Origin of the sequence: Pseudoxanthomonas yeongjuensis (assembly GCF_010093345.1) — a bacterium.
GTDB lineage: Bacteria > Pseudomonadota > Gammaproteobacteria > Xanthomonadales > Xanthomonadaceae > Pseudoxanthomonas_A > Pseudoxanthomonas_A yeongjuensis.
In genome coordinates, this window is record NZ_PDWT01000002.1 from 268,570 (window position 1) to 289,753 (window position 21,184).

General features: G+C 65.0%; 20 protein-coding genes. 9 read left to right on the top strand and 11 right to left on the bottom strand.

The annotated features are described in order from the left end of the window. Positions 1 to 49: 49 nt before the first annotated feature. From CSC74_RS08280 to CSC74_RS08290, 3 genes are all read right to left on the bottom strand, one after another. Positions 50 to 196 (bottom strand): benenodin family lasso peptide, encoded by a 147-nt coding sequence (locus tag CSC74_RS08280; RefSeq protein WP_162313973.1) that lies wholly within the window; start codon positions 194 to 196, stop codon positions 50 to 52. Between the two features lie 259 nt (positions 197 to 455). Next, positions 456 to 1,103, bottom strand: coding sequence for a GntR family transcriptional regulator (locus CSC74_RS08285; protein WP_162313974.1), 648 nt, complete (start codon positions 1,101 to 1,103; stop codon positions 456 to 458). A 508-nt stretch (positions 1,104 to 1,611) separates the two neighbouring features. Continuing rightward, entirely contained in the window at positions 1,612 to 2,229 is a 618-nt protein-coding gene (locus CSC74_RS08290) for an REP-associated tyrosine transposase (protein ID WP_246193067.1), read from the bottom strand. Between the two features lie 72 nt (positions 2,230 to 2,301). Here CSC74_RS08290 and CSC74_RS08295 point away from each other — a divergent pair, with 72 nt between their 5' ends. From CSC74_RS08295 to CSC74_RS08315, 5 genes are all read left to right on the top strand, one after another. Beyond that, the gene (locus CSC74_RS08295) at positions 2,302 to 3,453 is read left to right on the top strand and encodes an SPFH domain-containing protein (protein WP_162313975.1); all 1,152 of its coding nucleotides are present in this window, start codon (positions 2,302 to 2,304) and stop codon (positions 3,451 to 3,453) included. 21 nt (positions 3,454 to 3,474) lie between these two features. Beyond that, positions 3,475 to 4,803 (top strand): TFIIB-type zinc ribbon-containing protein, encoded by a 1,329-nt coding sequence (locus tag CSC74_RS08300; protein WP_162313976.1) that lies wholly within the window; start codon positions 3,475 to 3,477, stop codon positions 4,801 to 4,803. Further along, complete coding sequence (locus CSC74_RS08305; protein ID WP_162313977.1) at positions 4,800 to 5,060, top strand: hypothetical protein; 261 nt, start codon at positions 4,800 to 4,802, stop codon at positions 5,058 to 5,060. The genes CSC74_RS08300 and CSC74_RS08305 overlap by 4 nt, the downstream gene beginning before the upstream one ends. A gap of 188 nt (positions 5,061 to 5,248) precedes the next feature. Continuing rightward, positions 5,249 to 6,508, top strand: coding sequence for a methyltransferase domain-containing protein (locus tag CSC74_RS08310; RefSeq protein WP_211369589.1), 1,260 nt, complete (start codon positions 5,249 to 5,251; stop codon positions 6,506 to 6,508). After that, positions 6,505 to 7,425 (top strand): glycosyltransferase family 2 protein, encoded by a 921-nt coding sequence (locus tag CSC74_RS08315; RefSeq protein WP_162313978.1) that lies wholly within the window; start codon positions 6,505 to 6,507, stop codon positions 7,423 to 7,425. The genes CSC74_RS08310 and CSC74_RS08315 overlap by 4 nt, the downstream gene beginning before the upstream one ends. A 134-nt stretch (positions 7,426 to 7,559) precedes the next feature. Here CSC74_RS08315 and CSC74_RS08320 read toward each other — a convergent pair whose 3' ends face one another. The 4 genes from CSC74_RS08320 to CSC74_RS08335 form a co-directional block, all read right to left on the bottom strand. Then, the gene (locus CSC74_RS08320) at positions 7,560 to 8,348 is read right to left on the bottom strand and encodes a class I SAM-dependent methyltransferase (protein WP_162313979.1); all 789 of its coding nucleotides are present in this window, start codon (positions 8,346 to 8,348) and stop codon (positions 7,560 to 7,562) included. A 132-nt stretch (positions 8,349 to 8,480) separates the two neighbouring features. Continuing rightward, the gene (locus CSC74_RS08325) at positions 8,481 to 10,997 is read right to left on the bottom strand and encodes a diguanylate cyclase (protein ID WP_162313980.1); all 2,517 of its coding nucleotides are present in this window, start codon (positions 10,995 to 10,997) and stop codon (positions 8,481 to 8,483) included. A gap of 33 nt (positions 10,998 to 11,030) precedes the next feature. Continuing rightward, positions 11,031 to 11,249 carry a hypothetical protein gene (locus CSC74_RS08330; protein ID WP_162313981.1) on the bottom strand — a complete coding sequence of 73 codons (219 nt, stop codon included), beginning with the start codon at positions 11,247 to 11,249 and terminating at the stop codon, positions 11,031 to 11,033. A gap of 424 nt (positions 11,250 to 11,673) precedes the next feature. Beyond that, the gene (locus tag CSC74_RS08335; RefSeq protein WP_162313982.1) at positions 11,674 to 12,528 is read right to left on the bottom strand and encodes a LysR family transcriptional regulator; all 855 of its coding nucleotides are present in this window, start codon (positions 12,526 to 12,528) and stop codon (positions 11,674 to 11,676) included. 221 nt (positions 12,529 to 12,749) lie between these two features. Between CSC74_RS08335 and CSC74_RS08340 the strand changes: the two genes are divergently transcribed. Together CSC74_RS08340 and CSC74_RS08345 are read left to right on the top strand one after the other, a co-directional pair. Continuing rightward, complete coding sequence (locus tag CSC74_RS08340; RefSeq protein WP_162313983.1) at positions 12,750 to 14,303, top strand: MFS transporter; 1,554 nt, start codon at positions 12,750 to 12,752, stop codon at positions 14,301 to 14,303. A 405-nt stretch (positions 14,304 to 14,708) separates the two neighbouring features. Then, positions 14,709 to 15,209, top strand: coding sequence for a GNAT family N-acetyltransferase (locus tag CSC74_RS08345; protein WP_162313984.1), 501 nt, complete (start codon positions 14,709 to 14,711; stop codon positions 15,207 to 15,209). An 8-nt stretch (positions 15,210 to 15,217) separates the two neighbouring features. On the opposite strand, the gene CSC74_RS17650 is transcribed toward CSC74_RS08345, so the two are convergent. Beyond that, positions 15,218 to 15,349: a hypothetical protein gene (locus CSC74_RS17650; protein WP_281349731.1), complete on the bottom strand. Its 132-nt coding sequence runs from the start codon at positions 15,347 to 15,349 to the stop codon at positions 15,218 to 15,220. Between the two features lie 103 nt (positions 15,350 to 15,452). Here CSC74_RS17650 and CSC74_RS08350 point away from each other — a divergent pair, with 103 nt between their 5' ends. Then, positions 15,453 to 15,641 carry a hypothetical protein gene (locus CSC74_RS08350; RefSeq protein WP_162313985.1) on the top strand — a complete coding sequence of 63 codons (189 nt, stop codon included), beginning with the start codon at positions 15,453 to 15,455 and terminating at the stop codon, positions 15,639 to 15,641. Between the two features lie 21 nt (positions 15,642 to 15,662). Here the strand turns inward: CSC74_RS08350 and CSC74_RS08355 are convergent, their stop codons facing one another. Together CSC74_RS08355 and CSC74_RS08360 are read right to left on the bottom strand one after the other, a co-directional pair. Beyond that, complete coding sequence (locus tag CSC74_RS08355) at positions 15,663 to 16,868, bottom strand: serine hydrolase domain-containing protein (protein ID WP_162313986.1); 1,206 nt, start codon at positions 16,866 to 16,868, stop codon at positions 15,663 to 15,665. Between the two features lie 84 nt (positions 16,869 to 16,952). Beyond that, positions 16,953 to 18,395, bottom strand: coding sequence for an MATE family efflux transporter (locus tag CSC74_RS08360; protein ID WP_162313987.1), 1,443 nt, complete (start codon positions 18,393 to 18,395; stop codon positions 16,953 to 16,955). 517 nt (positions 18,396 to 18,912) lie between these two features. Between CSC74_RS08360 and CSC74_RS08365 the strand changes: the two genes are divergently transcribed. Next, the gene (locus tag CSC74_RS08365) at positions 18,913 to 20,637 is read left to right on the top strand and encodes an amidohydrolase (protein WP_211369590.1); all 1,725 of its coding nucleotides are present in this window, start codon (positions 18,913 to 18,915) and stop codon (positions 20,635 to 20,637) included. 130 nt (positions 20,638 to 20,767) lie between these two features. Here CSC74_RS08365 and CSC74_RS08370 read toward each other — a convergent pair whose 3' ends face one another. Next, entirely contained in the window at positions 20,768 to 21,145 is a 378-nt protein-coding gene (locus CSC74_RS08370; RefSeq protein ID WP_162313988.1) for a hypothetical protein, read from the bottom strand. Positions 21,146 to 21,184: the final 39 nt, after the last annotated feature.

The window sequence follows — 21,184 nt, forward strand, 5'->3', positions numbered from 1 at the left end:
CTTTGCCTCCGAAGATGGGGCGCGCCCCGAAGTGCGCGCCCCGGAGTTGCTATTCCTCGGAGATACCTGGAAGGATCGGCAAGCCGTCCCCGCCGCCTTCGTTTGGGCCAACCGGGCCTTTCGTCTCGATGCTGGCGACGCCGAGGATGATGATGTCATCCAGTGCGTTGGTACGGATTTTCTCGTTCGTGTTCATCTCTGTCTCCTTCGATTTGCGTCATGGATATCCATGACGCATGAAGCGTAGGAGGCGGGATTTTTGATTTTCAAATGATTATTGCGCTGTAGTCCGATGATTATTGCGGGAGTGTGATGGTCGTCGTGCATGGTCATCTTCGGATTATTGATAGAGCCCGTAGACAATGCGTGCTGTGGGATTGGTCCATGGCTGGACGACCTGTTCGTGCCGTAGTGGACATAAGTCGAGCCTATGGCGCGCGAAGAACCCGCGGGACTCAGTGGAGGTAGTCATTGGCGTCACTCAGAAAAGCCACGATGCGCGGGACACACTGCTTGCGACGTTCGTGATACTCGTGCAACGCGGATTTGAGGGCCGGCATGTCCCGGTTCCGCCAATGCCGGTTCAGTCCCGATAGTTCTTCGAAGAGGTCCTCGGCCATTCCTTGTGCGGCCCGTCGTATCGGCGCAAGGCGGTCGTTGGCCTGCTTCACGGCACGGTGCAGGGATCGCTGGTCCGCAGCACGGGCGATCGCGTCGAACAGCTGCCAGGTCAGCTTCGCCAGGTCATCGTCAGGGGACGAAACCTCGATCCTGCCGTTCTTCCGCGTTACCGGCGCGATGTCGAAGTCGCACGCCGCCAGCAGCAGGCGCTCCATCCAGTCGTAGAGATCGCGCAGCGCGACTTCATTGGGTAGCGGCACGTGAAACCCGCTGCGGGCGTGATCTTCAAGCAAGCCTTCGCCGACCAGGCGATACAAGGCGAATCGGACCGGCGTGGCGCTGGTGTGGAACTCCATGGCGAGCGTGGCCGGATCGACGCGCTGACCGGGCAGATAGCGTCCCGATTGCAGGGATCGCCTGATCTCTTCGTACAGGAACGCACTCTTGGAATAGGTCGAACTCTTGGAATTGGTCGCACTCATGGCAGGACTCCCTGTCCGCGGATCGCCGAGCTCCTGGATGGGAAGCTGCGAGGATCCAGCATGCAGTCGGGACGAACCGTTCATCCCGGCTTGTGGCGTCCAACAACCTTGATTCCTGCGAGCCGGTCGGCTGCGGTCGGGCGCCGTCGTAGATTAAGTGTGGAGAGACGTTGGCCGACGTGTTCCCCTCGGCGGTTTCCGAAGTTACCAAGGAAATCCAGCGCGTGTCTTCTCCGCAGACCAATATCCGACAAACGGAAAGGTAGACACGCTGTGTGAGGCAGGAGGTTCTGCACGCGTGTGAATTATTTCCATATCCGAGCGCAGCACATAAAGAGTTATTTCGATCTAACTTGATCAGTTGGACCGGTAGGATGGGTCGAGCGTAGCGACACCCATCGCTCTTCCTGTCCGAAGCGACAGAACCTCAAGCCGATACGCCTGTTTCGCAAAGTCCATGGCGACGTTGGGTGTCACGCGTGATGGGTGTCGCTGCGCTCGACCCATCCTACGGATCTTGGCTGACTTGTGGATTGTCGCGTTCGCCGAAGCTTCCGCTGTAATCGGCGGCGACGCCCCAATCTGCGGGCAACCAACCCTTTGCGACGAAGCGATGGAAGGTCGAATGCGGCCAATCCGCCGTGCGTGCGGCGTGGCCGTGCTTCACCGGATTGAAATGGACGTAATCCACGCATCGTTCCAGACCCCGCTCATCGCGGACCATGTGCTCCCAATAGCGCCGCTGCCAGATGCCGCGCTCGCCCTTGTCTATCCGACTGGCACGCCGACATTCGCCAGCAGGGATGTGGCGCGAGAACCACGACTTCATCAAACGCAAGCGCATCGCGTAATCGGCATCGCCGGGCGGCAACGTCCAGACAGCATGCAGATGGTCCGGCAATACCGCCATGGCTTCGATGCGAAACGGGTGGCGCGCATGCACATAGCGCAACGCCTCGCGCAACGTATCGATGCGCTCCACCAGCAGGCGGGAACGCCGCTCGGCAAGGTTGACGGTGAAGAACCAGGTGACGCCTGGAACATGCATGCGATGGTAATTGGTCATCCTTGACCTCGTGGATATTGGCGAGTTGGCGACTACGCAGGTTGATTCATGATTCTGCACGACCGCTCCGGAATGTATAGTACGGGCGGTATGGCGGGTACGGTGCCCAGCCACGAATCACGGAGAGATGTCATGGGTCTTGTGCAGGCAGTGTCGGGTGCGGTCGGTGGCATGCTCGGCGACCAGTGGAAGGACTTCTATACGGTTCCGGACGGCCTGCCGTCGACGGCGGCGCTGTTCGCCGCCGTGCCGCGCGGCACCAATGCCGGACGCGGTTCGAACACGCACGGCTCCTCCAACATCATCAGCAACGGCTCGAAGATCGTCGTGCCCGAAGGCTACGGGCTGCTGCTGTTCCAGGACGGCAAGATCACCGGCTTCGCCGCCGAGGCGGGCGGCTACGAATGGCGATCGGACGACGTCAACTCGCAGTCGATCTTCGCCGGCGACGGCATCGTCAGCCCGCTGATCAAGCAGAGCTGGGAGCGCTTCAAGTTCGGCGGCCAGCCCGGGTCGCAGCAGGCGGCCTTCTTCGTCTCGCTGAAGGAACTGCCCGAGAACCGCTTCGGCACCCAATCGGAAATCTACTGGGACGACGGCTTCCTCAACACCCAGGTCGGCGCGGTCACGCGCGGCTCCTACACCCTGAAGATCGTCGACCCGATCCTGTTCGTGAAGAACTTCGTGCCGGCCAGCTACCTGCAACCCGGCCAGGTCTTCGACTTCACCGACCTGGACAATGCCGCCGCCAGCCAACTCTTCAACGAAGTCGTCGGTTCGCTGGCGCCGGCCTTCAGCCTGTATTCCAACGACCCGGCCAAGGGCAATCGCATCACCAAGCTGCAGCAGGATTCGCTCGGTTTCGCCAAGAGCCTGTCCGATGCGGTGGAGAACGGCTACCAGTGGAAATCCGACCGCGGCCTGGCCATCGTCAAGACCGCCATCGTCTCGATCGAATACGACGCCAACACCCGCGAGCTGCTCAAGACCGTGCAGCGCGCCGACGCGCTGGCCGGTTCGCGCGGCAACTCCAACCTGCAGGCCAGCGTCGCCCAGGGCATCCAGTCGGCGGGCGAGAACGGTGGCGCCGCAGGCCTGGTCGGTGTGGGCATGGCCTCGGGCATGCTCGGCGGCATCGGCAACCTGCAGCAGCCGGTGGCGCCCGCCGCACCGGCCGCCGATGATCCGGTGGCCAGGTTGAAGAAGGCCAAGGAGATGCTCGATCTCGGTCTGATCACCCAGGGCGATTACGACGCGCTCAAGGCCAAGGCGCTGGGTCTGTAAACCAGGAACCGCGCAACTTCCATGTCGAATACAAACAGTTCGCCGCCGCCGTTGCCGCCCCCGCCTCTGTCAGGGCCTATCGGCCCGGGATCGCCGCAGGACGTGCCGCCGTTGCCGGGCAGCCTGCCGATCGATCCGTCCGCTTTGCCCGAGGCGATCCGTGACGAATTGCAGGCGCCCGACCCGGTCGCCATCGACACGGCCGCCGCCGAACTCAAGGACGGCCTCAACCGCTGTCCGAAATGCGGCGCGACCGATATCCGGCACAAGCCCGGCAGCGACCTGCTGGTCTGCCTGTATTGCCGCAACGAATGGGACGGCGCGCGGGTCGAGGAGGAATTCGGGTTCGGCGTGGGTATCGGCCAGCTCAAGGGCACGGTCATCGCCTCCGGCGCGCGCGACATCGCCGCCGATGCGGCCAGCCTGATGAGCTTCAAGTGCACCGGCTGCGGCGCCGAGGTGACGGTCAATACCGACAACGCGATGACCGCGCGCTGCCACTGGTGCCGGCATGTGCTGGGCGTCAACGAACAGGTGGCGAACGGCGCGGTGCCCGACGCGGTGCTGCCCTTCCACATCAAAAAGGACGACGCGGTCGCGCGCATCCGCCAGTTCGTGGACAAGCGTCGCATGTTCGCGCTGAAGGAATTCAAGGAACAGTTCACGCCCGAGAACGTCGTCGGCGTCTACCTGCCGTACATGATCGTCGATGGCAACGTGAGCGTGGAAGTCGCCGGCCAGGGCGAGATACAGACACGCAGGTACACGCGCGGCGAAGGCGACAAGAAGAAGACCTACTACGATGCCGATGTGTACCAGGTGCAGCGGCAAGTGGACTTCACCGTGGACGACCTGCCACTGGAATCCTCCAGCGAACGCGGCAACCTGGATACGAAGGCCAACACCAACAACATCATCAACACCATCCTTCCCTTCGACACCAAGAACGCGGTGAAGTGGAACGCGTCCTACCTGTCGGGCTTCACCTCGGAGAAGCGCAATACCGACGTGGAGCACCTGCGCCCGCGCCTCGAGGACCAGCTGCTGTCGGTCGGGCGGGCGCAAGTCGAAAGGTCGGTGAACCGCTACGATCGCGGCGTGCGCTGGGAGCAGGAACGCCTCAGCGTGCACGGCACGCGCTGGGTCTCGATGTACCTGCCGGTCTGGCTGTATTCGTACCACCAGCCGGGCAGCAACGGCGGCATGCTGCATTACATCGCGGTCAACGGCCGCACCGGCGAGACCATGGGCAGCGTGCCGGTGCAGCAGTGGAAACTGCTCACGGCCGCGATCACCGTCGGCACCTTCCTCGAAGGCATCGCACTCCTGATAGTGGGGAACTCGTCATGAGCGACGACGGCGGACTCTGGCTGCTGGCACTCGGCCCGGCCGGTGCAGCCGGGCTGTACTGGGCCCTGTACCGGTATTACCGCAACACCGACAAATCGCACGCCTTCGAACGTGAAACCGCGGTCGAGGCCCAGCCGGTGACCGGCACCGACGAGAAGATCGGCGAGAACAACGGCACGCAGAAGACCAGCATCGACGGCGATAACGTAGCTGCGTATCGCCAGCGCGTGGAGCGTGTCCGGGACGACGGCGGGTAGCACCAGAGGGCGGGTCGGGCTCGCGACCCGTTCCTTCAAGAAGGGCGTAGTCCAACCCGGCCCCGTTTTTCACCCCCTTTTTCTCGCTTTTAGGAACCACGCCAATGCACGCTTCCTCCCTTGAGAACATGTACAGGTGCTATGCGCGCTATTTGCATGCCGATTTCCTGCAGGAGCGCGATGAGGTAGTGGTGCTGGACGTCGGCGGCGCCGACGTCAACGGCGGCTATCGCCAGGTCTTTGCGGATCCGCGCTTCCGTTACCTGACCGTCGACTTGGCCGAAGGCGCCGGTGTCGACATCGTGCTGGATGACCCGTACCGGCTGCCGCTCGAAGACGGCTCGGTGGACATCGTCCTGTCCGGCCAGATGCTCGAGCATTGCGAGTTGTTCTGGCTCACTTTCGCCGAAATGATGCGGGTGCTGAAGCCCGACGGCTATCTGTTCCTGATCGCGCCGTCGGCAGGGCCTATCCATCGTTACCCGGTCGATTGCTACCGTTTCTATCCCGACGCCTATCGCGCGCTGGCGAAGCACAACAATTGCCATTTGCTGGAAGTGTGGCTGGACGAGCGTGGACCATGGCGCGATCTGGTGGGCGTGTTCGCCAAGCAATCGTCGCCGCGCAACCCGCCGGCTATTACACCGCCAGTGCGTGCCACCGCCACCGTCAGCCTACCGCCTGGCAGCGCCGAAGAAGAGGCGACCCGTGGCAGCGTCCATTACCTGGAGATCATGGGCAAACTGCACGAAACACTACAGCCTGCGCTGTACCTGGAAATCGGAGTGCGACGCGGGCGCAGTCTCGCGCTCGCCCAGGGCCCCGCTATTGGTGTCGACCCCGAGCCAGACCTCGCCGATGTGCAGTTACCGCCGGCTACCCGCCTGTTCACGATGGCCAGCGACGATTTCTTCCGCGACATCGCCGCGCAGGAAATGACCGCGCGGCCGGATCTCGCTTTCATCGATGGTATGCACCTGTTCGAATATGCGCTGCGCGATTTCATGCATATCGAGCGGTTGGCGACCCCCGGAACGCTGGTGGTGATCGACGACATCTATCCCTCGCATCCCGCGCAGGCTGAACGCAATCGCCGCACCCGGGTGTGGACCGGTGATATCTGGAAACTGCAAAAGTGCCTGACTGACTCACGGCCTGACCTGGTCCTGCTGTCGTTGGACACCGCACCGACCGGCCTGCTCTTGGTGGCGGGACTCGATCCCGGTAACCGCGTGCTGTGGGACCGGTACAATCCCATCGTGCGGAAATACAGCGAGGAAATGGAAGTGCCGGCGGCGGCGTTGCGACGCGACGGCGTCCTGATGCCTGACGATCCGCGCTTGGCCAACTTATTATCCGTGCTCAGGCGATGCCGGGATAGCGGCGCCAAGCGAAATGCGGTCGTGGACGCGTTGCGTGCCGTGCTTGCCGGAAACGATGCACGATGAAGCCGCTTAGGCTCTCCGTTGTGGTGATCGCCTACAACATGGCACGCGAACTTCCGCGCACCCTGCAGACCCTGTCGCCTTCGTACCAGCACGACATCGACGCGGACGACTACGAGGTGATCGTCGTCGACAACGGATCGAGCGTTCCCTTCGACTACGCGCACTGCCAGCAGCTATGTCCAAATCTCCGTATCCACGTGATGACCGACGCGCCACCATCGCCAGTCGCTGCGATTAACCAGGGATTGGCAATGGCGCGTGGCGAGCTGGTCGGCGTCTGCATAGATGGCGCACGGATGGCATCGCCGCGGTTGCTGGCAACCGCGCTCGAAGCCGCACGACTGCATTCGCGGCCGGTCATCGGCACGTTGGCGTTTCACCTGGGACCGGATGTGCAGATGCGCAGCGTCGCCAATGGATACAACCAGCAGGTTGAGGATGACTTGCTGGCCTCCGTCGACTGGGTCGGCGATGGCTACCGGCTGTTCTCGATCGCAGTCTTCGCCGGATCGTCGGCGAATGGCTGGCTCACCATCCCATCGGAAACTAACGCTTTGTTCCTCACGCGTGAACATTGGCGAACGCTGAGTGGTTACGACCCCGCCTTCGTCGCTCCTGGTGGCGGCTTGGTCAACCTAGATACTTGGGCGCGCGCCTGCGCCGACCCGACTGGACGCGTCATCCTGCTGCTAGGCGAGACCACTTTCCATCAAGTCCACGGTGGTATTGCGACTAATGCGCTGGAGTCAAAATGGCCGTTGTTCCATGACGAATATGTCCGCATACGCGGCACCGATTACGTCCGTCCAACTGGCGATCCATTGCTGTTTGGACGCATCCACCGGGCCATCCTGCCCAGCATGCAGATATCCGTGGAGCGCGGGTTGCAACTTGGGGCCGCAAAAAAGGCCCCGTAGGATGGGTCGAACGCAGCGACACCCATCGCGTGTGACGCCGACGTCGCCATAGGAATGGAGAAACAGATGCATCGGCTTGAGGCTCTATCGCCTCGGACAGGAAGAGCGATGGGTGCCGCTGCGCTCGACCCATCCTACGAGCTCTTAAGCCCAGCGCTCCTGCGCGCAGTCACGATCCAGGCGCGGGAATCGAAGAACACGCCGTCCGCGGTCAGGTGCGCCTGCAGCAGGTCGCGCAAGCGACGAAGCGTCTCATCGTCCGTCGTGTTCGCACCGGCTGGCCCGCCATTCGCAAGGAACAACGCCACGATGGCGTCGAGCGCGGCATCGACGTCGGGGCCGTAGAACGCGGGTTCGTGCACTTCCGCAAAGTCGATCGAAGCGAAGCCGGCCGCGGTCAACAGGCGCGTGGTGGCCGCGCGATCGCCGAGCGAGAACGCAGGCGCACTTGCGGAAGGGGTCGCCTCCGGCGCCAACGCACTCTGGATGGCAGTAGACCATTCGTTTCGTTCCTGACCCTGCCACACCATCAGCACCAGGCGCGCGTCGGCGCGCATTGCCCGGGCGATGTTGGTGAAGGCGGCGATCGGATCGGCAAAGAACATCACCCCGAAGCGGCTGATGCAGAGGTCGAAATACGCGGCCGGAAACGCGTGGTCCTGCGCATCGGCCAACTCGAAGGCGACATTCCGCAACCCCTCTTCCGCACTGCGCCGGCGGGCGACCTGAAGCATCTCTTCGGAGAGGTCCACGCCGACCACGCTTCCCTCCCTCGCCGCGCGGGCGGCTTCCCGCGTGGATTGCCCCGCACCGCAGCCGATATCCAGCACGCGATCCTGGGGGTCGACCTTGAGCGCGGCACGGAAGCGTTCGTCGTGCCGCCTCAGTTCGGCGTCGTAAAATTCGGCGCGATCGAAGCCCATCGTTGCTCCTGTCGGTTTTCAGCGGGACAGGTTGGGGTGAACGAAATGAACCCCAACGCCGTGGAACCTGACGTGGAAGGAAGTCGGGGTTCGCAAGCTCACCCCAACCTATTTACCCTGATCCCGTTTTTGCTAGGCGCCAGGCGCGCGGACCGGGTCGTCGCGCAGTTCGCCCAGTGGCGGGATGACGAGCGTGGTGTATTCCTGGTAATGCGCCGCGGGCAGGTCGCGCAGGGCAAGGCGGTCGATGCGCGGGGTCTCGATCGGCAGTCGCGCCGCTTCGTAGAGGATCACCTCGTGCCCGGGCGGGTACCAGCGCAGCAGCTTGTCGACCAGCGCCTGCACGCCTTCGCGTTCCGCGTGCAGGCGGGTACAGGACAGGTCGCCCGACAGCGCCCCCTGCCACAACAGCACAAGACCGGCGGTGTCGGGCTGGCGGTCGTAGACGAGGAAATGGGTCGCCTCCATCGACTGCACGCCGCGATGGCCCGGATCCATGCCCAGGTCGGCGTACAGGCAGGCTTCGGCCGAAATCCCCGGTTCCATGCGCGCCGGGATGCCTTCGGCGCGGGCCTGGCGTACCACCTGGTGCGGCACGTCGGCGAACACACCGGGGTGGCCGTAGAACACCGCGCAGACCTGCTTGCCGGCGCGGACCTCGGCCATGATCGCCGCGTCGATCTCGCGATAGGTCCGGCGCCGATCCTTGCCGGGGGCGTAATGGGCGCCGAGATTGATCACATCGGGGCGCAGGCCATGGATCATCGCCAGCGCGAACGGGTCGGCCAGGCAGAACACGACCTGGGCCTCGCGGATTTCCGACAGGCAGCGTTCGCTGGCGTGGCGGCCGAACTGGATGCCGCTGCCCACCACCACCAGGCCCGCCGACGGCGTCGATGCGACGGCGACATCGCTCGCGCGGACCACGCGGTTCCGACCTTCGTCCTTGGCCCGGTACAGGGCCTGGTCCGCCTCGTGGATCAATTGTTCCAGCGTGGCGGCCTGCCCCTCGGCCTGGCAGACCCCGGAGCTGATGTTGAAGCCGAACGTGTGCCCGAACACGGTGATCGGTTCGATCCGCTCGCGCAGGCGTTGCAGCATCGCCCCGGCTTCCGCCGCGTCGGCCTCGAGCAGGATCGTGAACTCGTCGCCGCCGCTGCGCCCGGCGATACCGCGCCCGCCGACCACTTCGCTGATCCACGCGCCGAGGGAGCGCAGCGCCTCATCGCCGGCGGCGTGGCCGTGGCGGTCGTTGACCTGCTTGAACAGGTCGATGTCGGTGACGACCGCGGTGAACGGCCGCCCGTTGGCGCGGGTGCGTGCGAACGCCGCCGCGCCGAGCTTGCGCACCTGCTGGTAGTTGAGCAGGCGGGTCAGGCTGTCGTGCTCGGACAGCCAGCGGTAGCGGCGGCGATCGCGGAACGTACGGCGCAGCAGGACCGACAGCAGGATGGCGGTGACCAGCAATCCGGCCATGCCGATGGCCAGCATCAGTTGCCGGCGCTTGTTCGCGGTGACCTGCACCGCGGCCAGTGCCTTCTCGGTTTCGAGCAGGGCGATCTGCTGCTCCTTCAACCGGGTGTCGAACTGGACCTGCTGGTAGGCCAGCCGACGCTCGCGGGAGACGACCTCGAGCGCTTCCGACGCCGCCATCGCCTGCCGGGTGTGCGACAGCGCCGCGTCGATGTCGCCGCGTTTCTCGGCCAGTTTGGCGAGCAGGCGTTCGGTCTCGGCGATGGCCAGGTCCGATTTCTGTTCCCGGTAGTACCGGAGGGTGTCGACCAGCATCGCCTGGGCCTGATCGAGCTGCCGGTGGGAGGCGACCAGGCTTTCGGCGATGACCAGCCGGGCGCTGTACGCGCCGACCGCGAAGCCCACGGCCTTGAATTCGGTGAGCGCCTCGCTCGCCCACTTCAAGGCCTCGGCATGCCGTCCTTGCGCGGCCGCCATCTTGCCGACGCCGTACTTGCCGTTGGCGATGAAGATCGGATCGTGGGCACGGGCACAGGCATCGATCTGGCGATGGCGCCATTTCTCCGCCTCGCTGAAATGGCCCGCATGGTCCTCGGCCAGCGCCACGTCGCTCAGGGCCAGGCACAGCGCGCGCGGGTCGTCCTGCTTTTCGACGATCTGCAGGGCCTGCAGCGCCAGTTCCCGCGCCCGCCCGGTCTCGCCGACCAGCGTATGCAGATAGCTGGCGGCACCGAGCAGCCTGGCCGCTTCCGCGGGGGACTCGTGCAGGTACTTCAGGCCCTCGTTGAGCCAGGCGAACGCCAGCGCCCAGTTCTCGAGGTTGGCGGCCACGCCGGTGGCCGTGGTGTAGACGCGCACCCGCAACGGCGCCGGCAGGTCCTGCTTCAGCAGCTCGGTAAAGCCCTTCAGCGCCGCGGGCTGGTCACCGGCCAGGGCGCGGTTGCGCAGGCGGACGTAATCGAGGCGGTGCCGCTGCAGCGGCGTGAGTGCATCGAGCCGCGGCCCCAGGGCGCTGATCTTTGCGTCCGATTGGCTCCAGTGCGCGGTGACCGCGAGCCGCTCGATCTCCTGGACCTGCGCCTCCAGCGCCGTGGCGTCCGCAGGCGACTGGGCCGCTGCAGCCGGCGCGCAGGCGAACGCAAGCGACAGCAATGCGATCGCGACCAGCCGGAACATAGGCAAGCGTCTGGCGATGAACGTCGTCGACGGTTACTTGTCGTAGGCCTTGATGGTGTGGTTGGTGGCGTACTGCCCGTCCGCCAGCCCGGTCAGTTTCCCGACGGCCGCGTAATCGCTCTCCAGCATCGCCCTGCGCTCCTCGTCGGTCACCCCGGCGCGATGCAGCACCGCTTCCGGATCCTTCCCGTATTCCGCGGCCAGCGCCGCGTCGCTTCCGAGCTTCTTCATCAGATCGAGCAGTTTCGACATGTCATCTCCCTTGGGAACCCATCCGGCATCGGTCGCCGCACGCCCGCGATCCGCAGGCGATGCAGTATTCAAATGATAATCGCCCCGGCGCGTGTGCGAGCACTCCACCGCCCTTCGGGGCTGCCGGACATTAACATGGAATGCCCGGTTCCCCGGGCGCCGGCGAGGCTGCACAGGATGCGGTAAGCCGCAGGCGCACCGCATCGTCCGCGTAGTGGCCGCCGCGATGGATGCAGTTCGCTGCGCTCACCGCATCCGAGAGGCTTGCTGCGGTTGCCGAAGCGCGCAAGCCGCTTCGGCATGATGTCTCCCCGGGGAGGCGGGCGGTACCGGCTTCAGCAACCTTGGGTCTTTTATTCCGACCTCCCGTGGGAAAGTGAACCGATCCCGTTCCCCTTGCGGCCGGCAAAGCGGGAGATTGCCTTCAGGCCATCTCGCAGATCAGTTCGCCGAAGGCGGTGGACGCGGGAGTCTTGCCGCCGCTGCTCCAGACCAGGGCGAAATCGATGTCGGGCAACGGTGGCAGGCCGTATTCCCCATCGATGATCTTCATCCCGGCCTTGAGGTCGTCGAAGGCGATCGCGCTGATCGCCAATCCCGCCAGCACGGCCGCGTGGATGCCCTCCTGGCTGTGCGAGGTGAAGACGATATGGCTATCGATGCCGGCTTCGTCGAGCGCGCGGACGCCCACCTGCCGATGCACGCAGGGCGGCGGGTAGAACGCGAACGGCAAGGGCGCGTCGCGCGGTGGCTCGAAGGTCTCGGCGACCACCCAGACGAGTCGCGCCCGCCGTAGCAGTCGTCCCCCCGTGGCCGGGTTGTCCGCAGCAGACAGCGAGATCACCACGGCCACATCCAGATCGCCGGTCCCGATCAGCGCCGGCAGGTCGAGATTGGCGCTGATGCTGGCGTCCAATCGCACCGCCGGGAAATCGCGCGCGAAACGCAACAGCAGCCGCGGAAGACGATCGCCCATGAAATTCTCCGGTGCGCCGAAGCGCACCGTACCCGACAGCGGAGAAGGGCGGAAACGCCGGGCCAGCGTATCGAACGAGAGCAGGATCCGCTGCGCGTGGCGAAGCAGTTCCTCGCCGTCTTCGGTGACCGTCAGGCTGCGCGTCGTGCGGCTGAGCAGGCGGCGGCCGACCTGTTCTTCCAGGCGCCGGATCTGGTGGCTGACATCGGATTGGGTCAGGTGTTGACGCTGTGCCGCGCGGGTGAAGCTGCCGGTATCGGCAACCGCGACGAAGGTGCGCAGCAGGGTCGGGTCGAAGTCCATGGTGACGCCGGATAAATGACGAAAATTAATGATAGTCGTAAAACTTAATCATTTCCCTCATCAGATCGCCTTGCCGATAATCCCGCCTTCGCTGCGGAGTATCGCGCCCGGCCCTCCGGGATCGCACCGTCCGCAGGGCTTGCCCGGGCACGCGCCAGCGGCTGCAAACGGCAGCGATCCGGAACCGCAACGTCCCGTACTTTCTTCGCTCCGGAGCCAAGATGACCCGCATCAGCCACAACACGGCCGCCTTGATGGCCGTTTCCCTGTCTTCCCTGATGTTCGGTCTGGAGATATCCAGCGTGCCGGTGATCCTGCCGACGTTGGAGCGCGAGTTGCATGCGGATTTCCCGCAGATGCAGTGGATCATGAACGCCTACACGCTCGCCTGCACCTCGGTGCTGATGGCGATCGGCACGTTGGGCGACCGCTATGGACGCAAGCGCATCTTCATCATCGGCCTGGTCCTGTTCGGGCTCACTTCGTTGATCTGCGGCCTGGCCGGCAGCGCCTGGACGCTGGTCGCCGCACGATTCCTGCAGGGCGCCAGCGGCGGAGCGATATTGATCTGCGGTACGGCGATCCTTTCGCATCAGTTTCCAGCCGGTCGCGAACGTGCCTTCGCGTTTTCGGTGTGGGGCGTGGTGTTCGGCGTCGGGCTCGGCTTCGGGCCGATCATCGGCGGCGCGATCGTCGCCGTGTCCAATTGGCGCTGGGTGTTTCTGGTGCACGTGCCCTTGATGGCGGCGACCTTGCTTCCATTGCTGTTCGGTGTGCGCGAATCGCGCGATCCGCAGGCGAAGCGGCTCGACGGCCTCGGTATCGCCACGCTGTCGCTGGCGGTGTTCGGACTGGTCTTCTACATCACGCAGTCGCCCGGTCTGGGATGGGCCAGTCCCGCGGCGATCGGAATCGCGGCGACGACCGTGGCGGCGTTCGCCGCCTTCGCATGGGCCGAGAAGACCCATCCGCATCCCATGTTCGATTTTTCCGTGTTCAAGCTGCGCGATTTCTCCGGCGCCATGCTCGGGGCGATGGCGATGAATTTCAGCTTCTGGCCGTTCATCGTCTATCTGCCGATCTACCTGGAGGGCGTGCTGGGCTACGGCGTGTTCGTCGCCGGCGCGTGCCTGCTTGCGTACACGCTGCCGGCGTTGGTGATGCCGCCGCTGGCCGAGCGGTTGAGCCTGCGCTATCGGGCGGGAGGGGTGATCCCCGCGGGGTTGTTCGTGATCGGCGCAGGCTTCCTGTTGATGTGGGTCGGCGGCAACGCCGTAGTGGCCACTTGGGCAACGCTGCTGCCCGGCTTGATAACGGCCGGCATCGGACTGGGCCTGACCAACACGCCGGTGACGAACACGACGACCGGCTCGGTCCCGGGCGATCGGGCGGGCATGGCTTCGGGGATGGACATGAGCGCGCGCTTCATCAGCTTGTCGATCAATATCGCGATGATGGGATTCATCCTGCTGTCCGGCATCCATTCGAGTCTGCGGGACAGTTCAGGCGGCCGGATTGGCGCCGAACGCCTGCGCGCCGCGGCCGGTAAGATTGCCGCCGGCGATCTGTCCGCACTGGACGGCCTGCAAGCGTTGCCGCATGGCTCGGCTGCTTCCGACGCGGCGCACGTCGCGCTCGCGCACGGCTTCGATCTGCTGATGCTGTATGCGGCCCTGTGCGTCTGGCTGTTCGCGGCGTTGAGCCTGGTGCTCTTCAATGCAGGCAGGCTTCGAACGCCTGGAAGTAGATTCACCGGTGTGCGCCAGATCCCGTAGGAGGGGTCGAGCGGAATAGGTCGGGGTGAACGAAGTGAACCCCAACGTTTCGGTTCCCCGACTCAAGGGTCGAAATGCTTTCAAGCAAGCGCTGCGAGTTCTTGGGGCTGCGCAGCAGGCAGAAGGTTTCCTCCAGCGCCATCATCATCGAGCGCCATCATCACAATGGCCCGCTGGCCATTGTGATGATGATAGGCTCGTGGTCGTCGCAAGCACGGTCCATGGTGTCGGGCAATCTGGCCCGTGCAGAGCTGCAGATAATAGCGTCCATGGGCGTCTCCAGTTGTACGTATGTTTGCACAATGGGTGCAGGGCAACGTCAAGGGTCGGCACCAGGCAATTCTTCAAGCCGGAACCGCTTCGCGGAACGGCTCAATTCAGACGTTGGACCTTGGAGCAAGCATCATGAGAATCCGAAAGGAAGGCCCCTCGGATACCGCAGCCATTGAGGCCGCGACTATCGCGGCATTCCAGAACGCCGCTCACACCAACCATGCCGAGCAATTTATCGTCAGGGCGCTGCGCGACTCCGGCCAGCTCACCGTCTCTCTCGTTGCAGAGGACAATGACTCGATTATCGGGCATGTCGCCGTATCGCCCGTAGTTATTTCGAGCGATGCTCGAGGGTGGTATGGGCTTGGGCCAATCTCCGTAAGGCCAGAGCACCAAGGCCAGGGAGTTGGCGCTCAGCTCATGGAGCACGCGCTGGCGGAGTTGCGCACGTTGGGCGCTTCCGGATGCGTTGTGCTTGGAGAGCCTGGCTATTACTCGCGATTTGGCTTCAATGCGGAGCCTTCACTGGTGTTGCCTGGCGTCCCGGCGGAGTATTTCCAAGCCATTTTGTTCGACGGTTCGCTGCCCCTTGGAACGGTCTCGTACCATGACTCGTTCGCAGCCAAGGCCTAACGGTTCATTCAAGCCGGAACCGCTTCGCGGTTCTCGATCCGGCGATAGATGCGGTTCGCTCCGCTCACCACATCCTGCGAATCATCAATGGCTTGCGAATCGTCGCGTTCGCCGAAACCGCCGGTGGCTTCCACGGCCATGCCGCCCTTCGCGGACGGCCATCCTTGGCGGCGCAGTCCATCCTCACGCCGGCAGTACGGACGCCGCCTACAATCGCGCCGTCCACACACAGGAAGCACGCATATGTCGTCGTTGGCGATCTATCTCATCGGCATGGTGGTGTTGATCGGCGGTCTGGCCTATGGCGCGCACCTGGCCGGCCTGGCCACGCAATGGATCGCGGTGGGGGCGGTCGTGCTGCTGGGCATCGGCATCGTGACCGCGGTGTCACGCACCCGCAGCAAGGATCCGCCCGTCGATCCGGCCCCTTGAGCCAGGCTCCCGCCGCCAGCCCTAGTCGGGACTGGCCAGCTTCTCCTCGACCCGGCTGAAAGCCGAGCGCTCGCCCATTTCCGGCGCATCGTTGCCAGTGGCGAAATAGACCACCCCGGTGCCGCGCTTGCGATCCACCCACAGGCCGGCCAGCAGGCCGTAGGCGTTGCCGCTGTGGCCGATGCGCTGCACGCCGTCGCCGAAGGGGTCGTTGTTGCAGTCGGGGTGTCTGGTGGCGAGGGTGGTGACGGCCAACCCGTACTCGCAGGTGAAGCCGCCGCGCGCGCGGATCGGATCGTCGTCCTCGCCGGTGACGCCATTGCCCGGCGCATAGGTCCACAGCGGCTTCGCCATCATCCGCACCGATCCGGGTTTCAGGATCCGCACGCCGTCCACCTTGCCTTCGCCGAGCAGCAGCCGGCCGATCTTCGCCAGGCCGTTCGCGGAAATGCGCAGGCCGCCCTGCGGGCCGAACACATTGGGGCTCGCGCCGGCACGCCACTTCGACAGATCGCAACTGCCGTCGCTGGCCGGGGTGATGCCGCAGGCCGGTTTGCGGCCGTGGTTGTCGTCGACCACCGGCTTGCCGTCGGCGTACAGCACCACCGCGCGCGCGGCCGCGGCTTCGTCGCAGGTGGGCCAGCCGTAGCAGGCGGCGATGTCCAGCGGCTTCAGCACCAGCCGTTGCATCAGCAGGTCGAAGCGCTCGCCGGTGGCGCGTTCCATGACCGCCGCCACCAGCGGGAAGCCGACGTTCGCATAGCGCCAGTAGCTGCCCGGCGCGTGCTCCATGTCCCATGCGCGGGGATCGTCGAGCAGCGCCTTGAAATCGCCATCCAGCGGCACCTGCCAGTAGCCGGCCGCATCGGTCAGGCCGGCGCGATGCGACAGCAGCAGGCGCAGCGTGATCGGCGTGTCGGGCCACTTCGGGTGGCGCAGCTTCCAGCCCAGCGTTGCCGACACGTCGGCGTCGAGGTCGAGCTTGCCTTGCTCGACCAGGCGCATCGCGCCGAGAGCGGCCACCAGTTTCGAAATCGATGCGATCCGCACCGGATCGTCGGCGGTGACCGCGCGGCCGGCAGCGGCATCGGCCAGGCCGGCGACGCGCGTGTCGGTGATGCCGTGGCGGTCGAAGGCCACGCGCACGGTGGCGACGGGCTCGCCGCCGAACGCGGGCGCGGTGGCGAGCAACAGCGGCAGGATCAGGCGGTGCAGGATTTTTTTCATGCCTGCGAGTCTAACGTCTCATGCAGCCGAACCGAAACGGCAGGAAGCCCCGCAGGACGGATCGAGTTGCGCATCCGGGAGGGCCTACACCGCGACCGCCTTCCACTTGCCGCGCGAGAACAGCCACAGCGTGAACAGGCCGACCGAGGTCTCGGACACGAACACGGCCCAGAACACGCCGGTGTGTTGCCAGCCCAGATGGATCGCCAGCCAGTACGACAGCGGGATCTGGATCAGCCAGAAGAACACCACGTTGATCCAGGTCGGCGTGGCCGTATCGCCGGCGCCGTTGAACGCCTGCACCGAGACCATCCACCAGCCATAGACGAAGAACGAGTACGACAGGATCCGCAGCCATTCCGCACCGATCGCGACGACCCGCGGGTCGCTGCTGAACAGCGCGACCAGTTCGCGCGGCAACAGGAAGAACAACGCCGACACCGCGACCAGGTAGGCCATGTTGTACCAGCCGATCCGCCACACCGAGGCTTCGGCGCGCTCCGGCTGCCGCGCGCCCAGGTTCTGCCCGACCAGAGTCGCCGCGGCATTCGACATGCCCCACGCCGGCATCGTCGTGAACATCATGATGCGGATCGCGATCGTCGCGCCGGCGACCGCCTCGCTGCCGATGCTGGCCAGGATCCGCATCAGGAAGATCCACGAGGTCATCGCCACGATCATCTGGCCGACCCCGCCCAGCGAGGTGCGCACGATGCTCCACGCGATCGCGCCGTGCCAGGCCAGTTGCGCGGCCGCCACGCGGATGTGCTTGCCGCCGCGGAACAGGGTCCACAGCTGGTACAGCACGCCGCTGCCGCGACCGATGACGGTGGCGACCGCCGCGCCTTCGATGCCCATCTCCGGAAACGGACCGATGCCGAAGATCAGCAACGGGCACAGCACGATGTTCAGGCCGTTGGCGAGCCACAGCACGCGCATGGCGATGGCGGCATCGCCGGCGCCGCGGAAGATCGCGTTGATCACGAACAGCAGCAGGATCACCGCGTTGCTGCCCAGCATCCATTGCGTGTAGCGGTAGCCGTGTTCCAGGGTCCAGGCGTCGGCGCCCATCAGCCGCAGCAGGTCCTGCGCATAGACGATGCCGACCACCGCGACCGGCAGCGACACCAGCAACGCGATGAAGATGGCCTGCACCGCGGTGATCGCGGCCTCGTCGCGCTTGCCCTCGCCGATACGCCGGGCGACGACCGCGGTCACCGCCATGGCCAGGCCCATCGCGACCGCGTACAGCAGGAACAGGTAGCTCTCGGTCAGCCCCACCGTGGCCACGGCCGACGAGCCGAGCTTGGCGACGAAGAAGATGTCCACCACCGCGAACGTGGATTCCAGGACCAGCTCCAGCACCATGGGCACCGCAAGCAGGAACACCGCCTTGCGCAGCGGGATCCTGGTGTAGTCGGCGTTGGTGCCGCGAATCGCTTCGCGCAACCCGGCCCACAGCGAAGGGGGAGGCGGCAACACGGCCTCGGATCCGGGTTGCGGGTCGTTGTGCGGTTCGGTGTTCATCGGTGGGCATCCCTGGGGTGCGAGGGTTCGTCGCGAGATTCTAGGGGCAGTGGATCCTGGCCCGGTCATGCGCATTCAGGGGTGCGACGAAGCAGGATCCATGGAATCGACATCCCGACAGGCCAACGTCGTATCCGATCGAAGGCGTGCAATGCGATGGGGAGCGCCATGCCGGACCCGCGAGGCCACGAAAGCAGCCCGTCTCGGCAGGGAATGCCTGGCGTATGCTCCGGGGCAGGGGCGACAAGCCATGCGGAAGCGCAGGGAGTTCTTGATGGATGCAGCTGTCTTCCGGGTCGCTATGTTCCCGATGGGTTCGGTCGCAGCGCACGCCCTGCTCTCGCAGCGATTCCTCGATGGAAGCCGCCCGCGCGATGCTTGCGCGTGCGGCCTCGCGCCGACACCCTCCTATTGCCGAAGATCACGAGCCCGCATCGTGCATGTGCCGACCGGAAGGCATGCATCGCGACGACGCGCCATCACTTCCCCAAACCTTCCGGCCGCATGGAGAATCACCGTGAGAACCCTTGCCCTGGGAATCAGTTTCGCCTTCCTGGCGTTGGCGGGTTGCGCCAAGCCTGCTGAAAACGCAGCGATCGCATCGGCCAATGCCGCCGACGCGATCTACTTCGGCGGCGACATCGTGACCGTCAACGATGCGCAGCCGAGCGCGGAAGCTGTCGCGGTCAAGGACGGAAAGATCGTCGCCGTGGGCACGCTCGCCGAGCTTAGCGCCGCTTCCAGGGGAGCCGGCACCCGCATGATCGACCTGCAGGGCAAGACCCTGTTGCCCGGCTTCATCGATCCGCACAGCCATTTCATGAGCGGCATGGCGATGGAAGACCAGGCCAATGTCACCGCGCCGCCGGTCGGTCCGGCGAGCACCGCCGCCGAAATCGTCGCCGAGCTGCAGAAGTTCGCCAGGGCCAAGGCCAAGAAGCCCGGCGACCTCATCCTGGGCTATGGCTATGACGACAACATGCTGCCCGGCGACCATCCCCTGACCCGGGACGACCTGGATCCGGCTTTCCCAGACAACCCCGTGATCGTCCTGCACGTCTCGGCCCACGGCGCGGTGCTGAACTCGGCGGCGCTGAAGAAGTTCGGCATCTCGGCGGCCACCAAGACGCCGCCGGGCGGCGTGATCGCGCGCAAGCCGGGCAGCCAGGAGCCCACCGGACTGTTGATGGAAACCGCGTGGATCTCGCTGCACGAACAGATGCCGGCCTCCGCCCCGGAACTGGAAGCGGGGCAGATCAAGTTCGCCCAGGATCTTTATGCGGCCGCGGGCGTCACCACGGCGCAGGATGGCGCCTCGATGGCACCGCAGGTCGAGGTGCTGCAGCGTGCCGCCGATCGTGGTGAATTGTTCATCGACGTCATCTCCTATCCTTTCATCGGCGATCTCGACAAGATCCTGGCCGCGCACCCGGCTTCCTCGTTCGGCAAATACGACCATCGCCTGAAGCTGGGTGGCTGCAAGATCATGGCGGACGGTTCGCCGCAGGGCAGGACCGCCTTCTTCACCACGCCTTACCTCACTGGTGGCCCCGGGGGCGAGAAGGACTGGAAGGGCGAGCCGACTTTCCCGCAGGACGTGCTCAACGGCATGTTCAAGAAGTGCTACGACAACGGCCTGCAGGTCATCGCCCACGCCAACGGCGACGCCGCGATCGACGCGGTGCTGAAGGGCCACGAGACCGCGACCGCCGGCGCGGCCGACAAGGATCGTCGCACCGTGATCATCCATTCCCAGTTCGTGCGCAAGGACCAGCTGCAGAAATACGTCGATTACAGGATGATCCCGTCGTTCTACACCGAGCACACTTTCTTCTTCGGCGAGGCGCACATCAAGAACCGGGGTCTGGAGCAGGCGTCGTTCATCAGTCCGATGAGGACCGCCCTGGCGATGGGCCTGAAGCCCACCAACCACACCGACTTCAGCGTCGTGCCGATCGACCAGATGATGGTGGTCTGGTCCGCGGTGAACAGGAAGCTGCGCAGCGGAGAGGTGCTGGGACCGGATGAGCGGATCGGCCCGCTGGATGCGGTCAAGGCCATCACCATCAACGCCGCCTACCAGTACCACGAAGAGGGCAGCAAGGGTTCGATCGAACCGGGCAAGCTGGCCGACCTGGTGGTCCTGGACGGCAACCCGATGAAGGTCGAGCCGGATGCGATCAAGGACATCAAGGTGGTGGAGACGATCAAGGAAGGAAAAACCATCTATACCGCACCATGAAGCGGTGCCGGACACGCGACGGGAGCGACAAGGTCGAGTGCCCGGGTTCCGTAGAATGGATGAGCCTGCTTCGCCGTTGGAAACCTTTCGCCCCATCCAATCCGCGAATCAAGTCTCGCGTCCGCCGATTTCATTCCCTCTTGCGCAGCCGGTCCTCTGGCTGTCCGCACACCACCATTTCGTTCGGCGCAGTCGCCGTGCCGACGACCTGCACGCGGTCGCGTGGCTTCAGTGCCTGCACGTCGCCGAGGGGCTGGGCCTTGCACAGGTTCCAGCGCGCGGGCAGCTGCACGCTGACCGTGCCTGCTTCGATCGTGGAAAGCGTGACCACCGCGTTGCCGTCGTAGGCCCAGGGGTTGGTGTCCACGCTGACCACCTCGCCTTCGAGGGCGGCCTGTTGCCCGACGACCAATGCGCCCTGCTGCGTCGGCGCAGTGGCGCAAGCGGACAAGGCGAGCAGCGTCGCGAGCAGGAGGGGAAAGCGCAGGGCAGGGTTGTTCTGGATCATCGGTAGGGCTCCGGGCAAAGGGACGATGCTGGGGACGAT

What these genes read in the sequence shown, in the direction of transcription:
- CSC74_RS08330 (WP_162313981.1), bottom strand. Translation starts at nt 11,249, where the DNA reads ATGTCGAAACTGCTCGATCTGATGAAGAAGCTCGGAAGCGACGCGGCG.
- CSC74_RS08315 (WP_162313978.1), top strand. Translation starts at nt 6,505, where the DNA reads ATGAAGCCGCTTAGGCTCTCCGTTGTGGTGATCGCCTACAACATGGCA.
- CSC74_RS08285 (WP_162313974.1), bottom strand. Translation starts at nt 1,103, where the DNA reads ATGAGTGCGACCAATTCCAAGAGTTCGACCTATTCCAAGAGTGCGTTC.
- CSC74_RS08320 (WP_162313979.1), bottom strand. Translation starts at nt 8,348, where the DNA reads ATGGGCTTCGATCGCGCCGAATTTTACGACGCCGAACTGAGGCGGCAC.
- CSC74_RS08345 (WP_162313984.1), top strand. Translation starts at nt 14,709, where the DNA reads ATGAGAATCCGAAAGGAAGGCCCCTCGGATACCGCAGCCATTGAGGCC.
- CSC74_RS08370 (WP_162313988.1), bottom strand. Translation starts at nt 21,145, where the DNA reads ATGATCCAGAACAACCCTGCCCTGCGCTTTCCCCTCCTGCTCGCGACG.
- CSC74_RS08335 (WP_162313982.1), bottom strand. Translation starts at nt 12,528, where the DNA reads ATGGACTTCGACCCGACCCTGCTGCGCACCTTCGTCGCGGTTGCCGAT.
- CSC74_RS08295 (WP_162313975.1), top strand. Translation starts at nt 2,302, where the DNA reads ATGGGTCTTGTGCAGGCAGTGTCGGGTGCGGTCGGTGGCATGCTCGGC.
- CSC74_RS08280 (WP_162313973.1), bottom strand. Translation starts at nt 196, where the DNA reads ATGAACACGAACGAGAAAATCCGTACCAACGCACTGGATGACATCATC.
- CSC74_RS08300 (WP_162313976.1), top strand. Translation starts at nt 3,475, where the DNA reads ATGTCGAATACAAACAGTTCGCCGCCGCCGTTGCCGCCCCCGCCTCTG.
- CSC74_RS17650 (WP_281349731.1), bottom strand. Translation starts at nt 15,349, where the DNA reads ATGGCCGTGGAAGCCACCGGCGGTTTCGGCGAACGCGACGATTCGCAA.
- CSC74_RS08325 (WP_162313980.1), bottom strand. Translation starts at nt 10,997, where the DNA reads ATGTTCCGGCTGGTCGCGATCGCATTGCTGTCGCTTGCGTTCGCCTGC.
- CSC74_RS08305 (WP_162313977.1), top strand. Translation starts at nt 4,800, where the DNA reads ATGAGCGACGACGGCGGACTCTGGCTGCTGGCACTCGGCCCGGCCGGT.
- CSC74_RS08360 (WP_162313987.1), bottom strand. Translation starts at nt 18,395, where the DNA reads ATGAACACCGAACCGCACAACGACCCGCAACCCGGATCCGAGGCCGTG.
- CSC74_RS08350 (WP_162313985.1), top strand. Translation starts at nt 15,453, where the DNA reads ATGTCGTCGTTGGCGATCTATCTCATCGGCATGGTGGTGTTGATCGGC.
- CSC74_RS08340 (WP_162313983.1), top strand. Translation starts at nt 12,750, where the DNA reads ATGACCCGCATCAGCCACAACACGGCCGCCTTGATGGCCGTTTCCCTG.
- CSC74_RS08355 (WP_162313986.1), bottom strand. Translation starts at nt 16,868, where the DNA reads ATGAAAAAAATCCTGCACCGCCTGATCCTGCCGCTGTTGCTCGCCACC.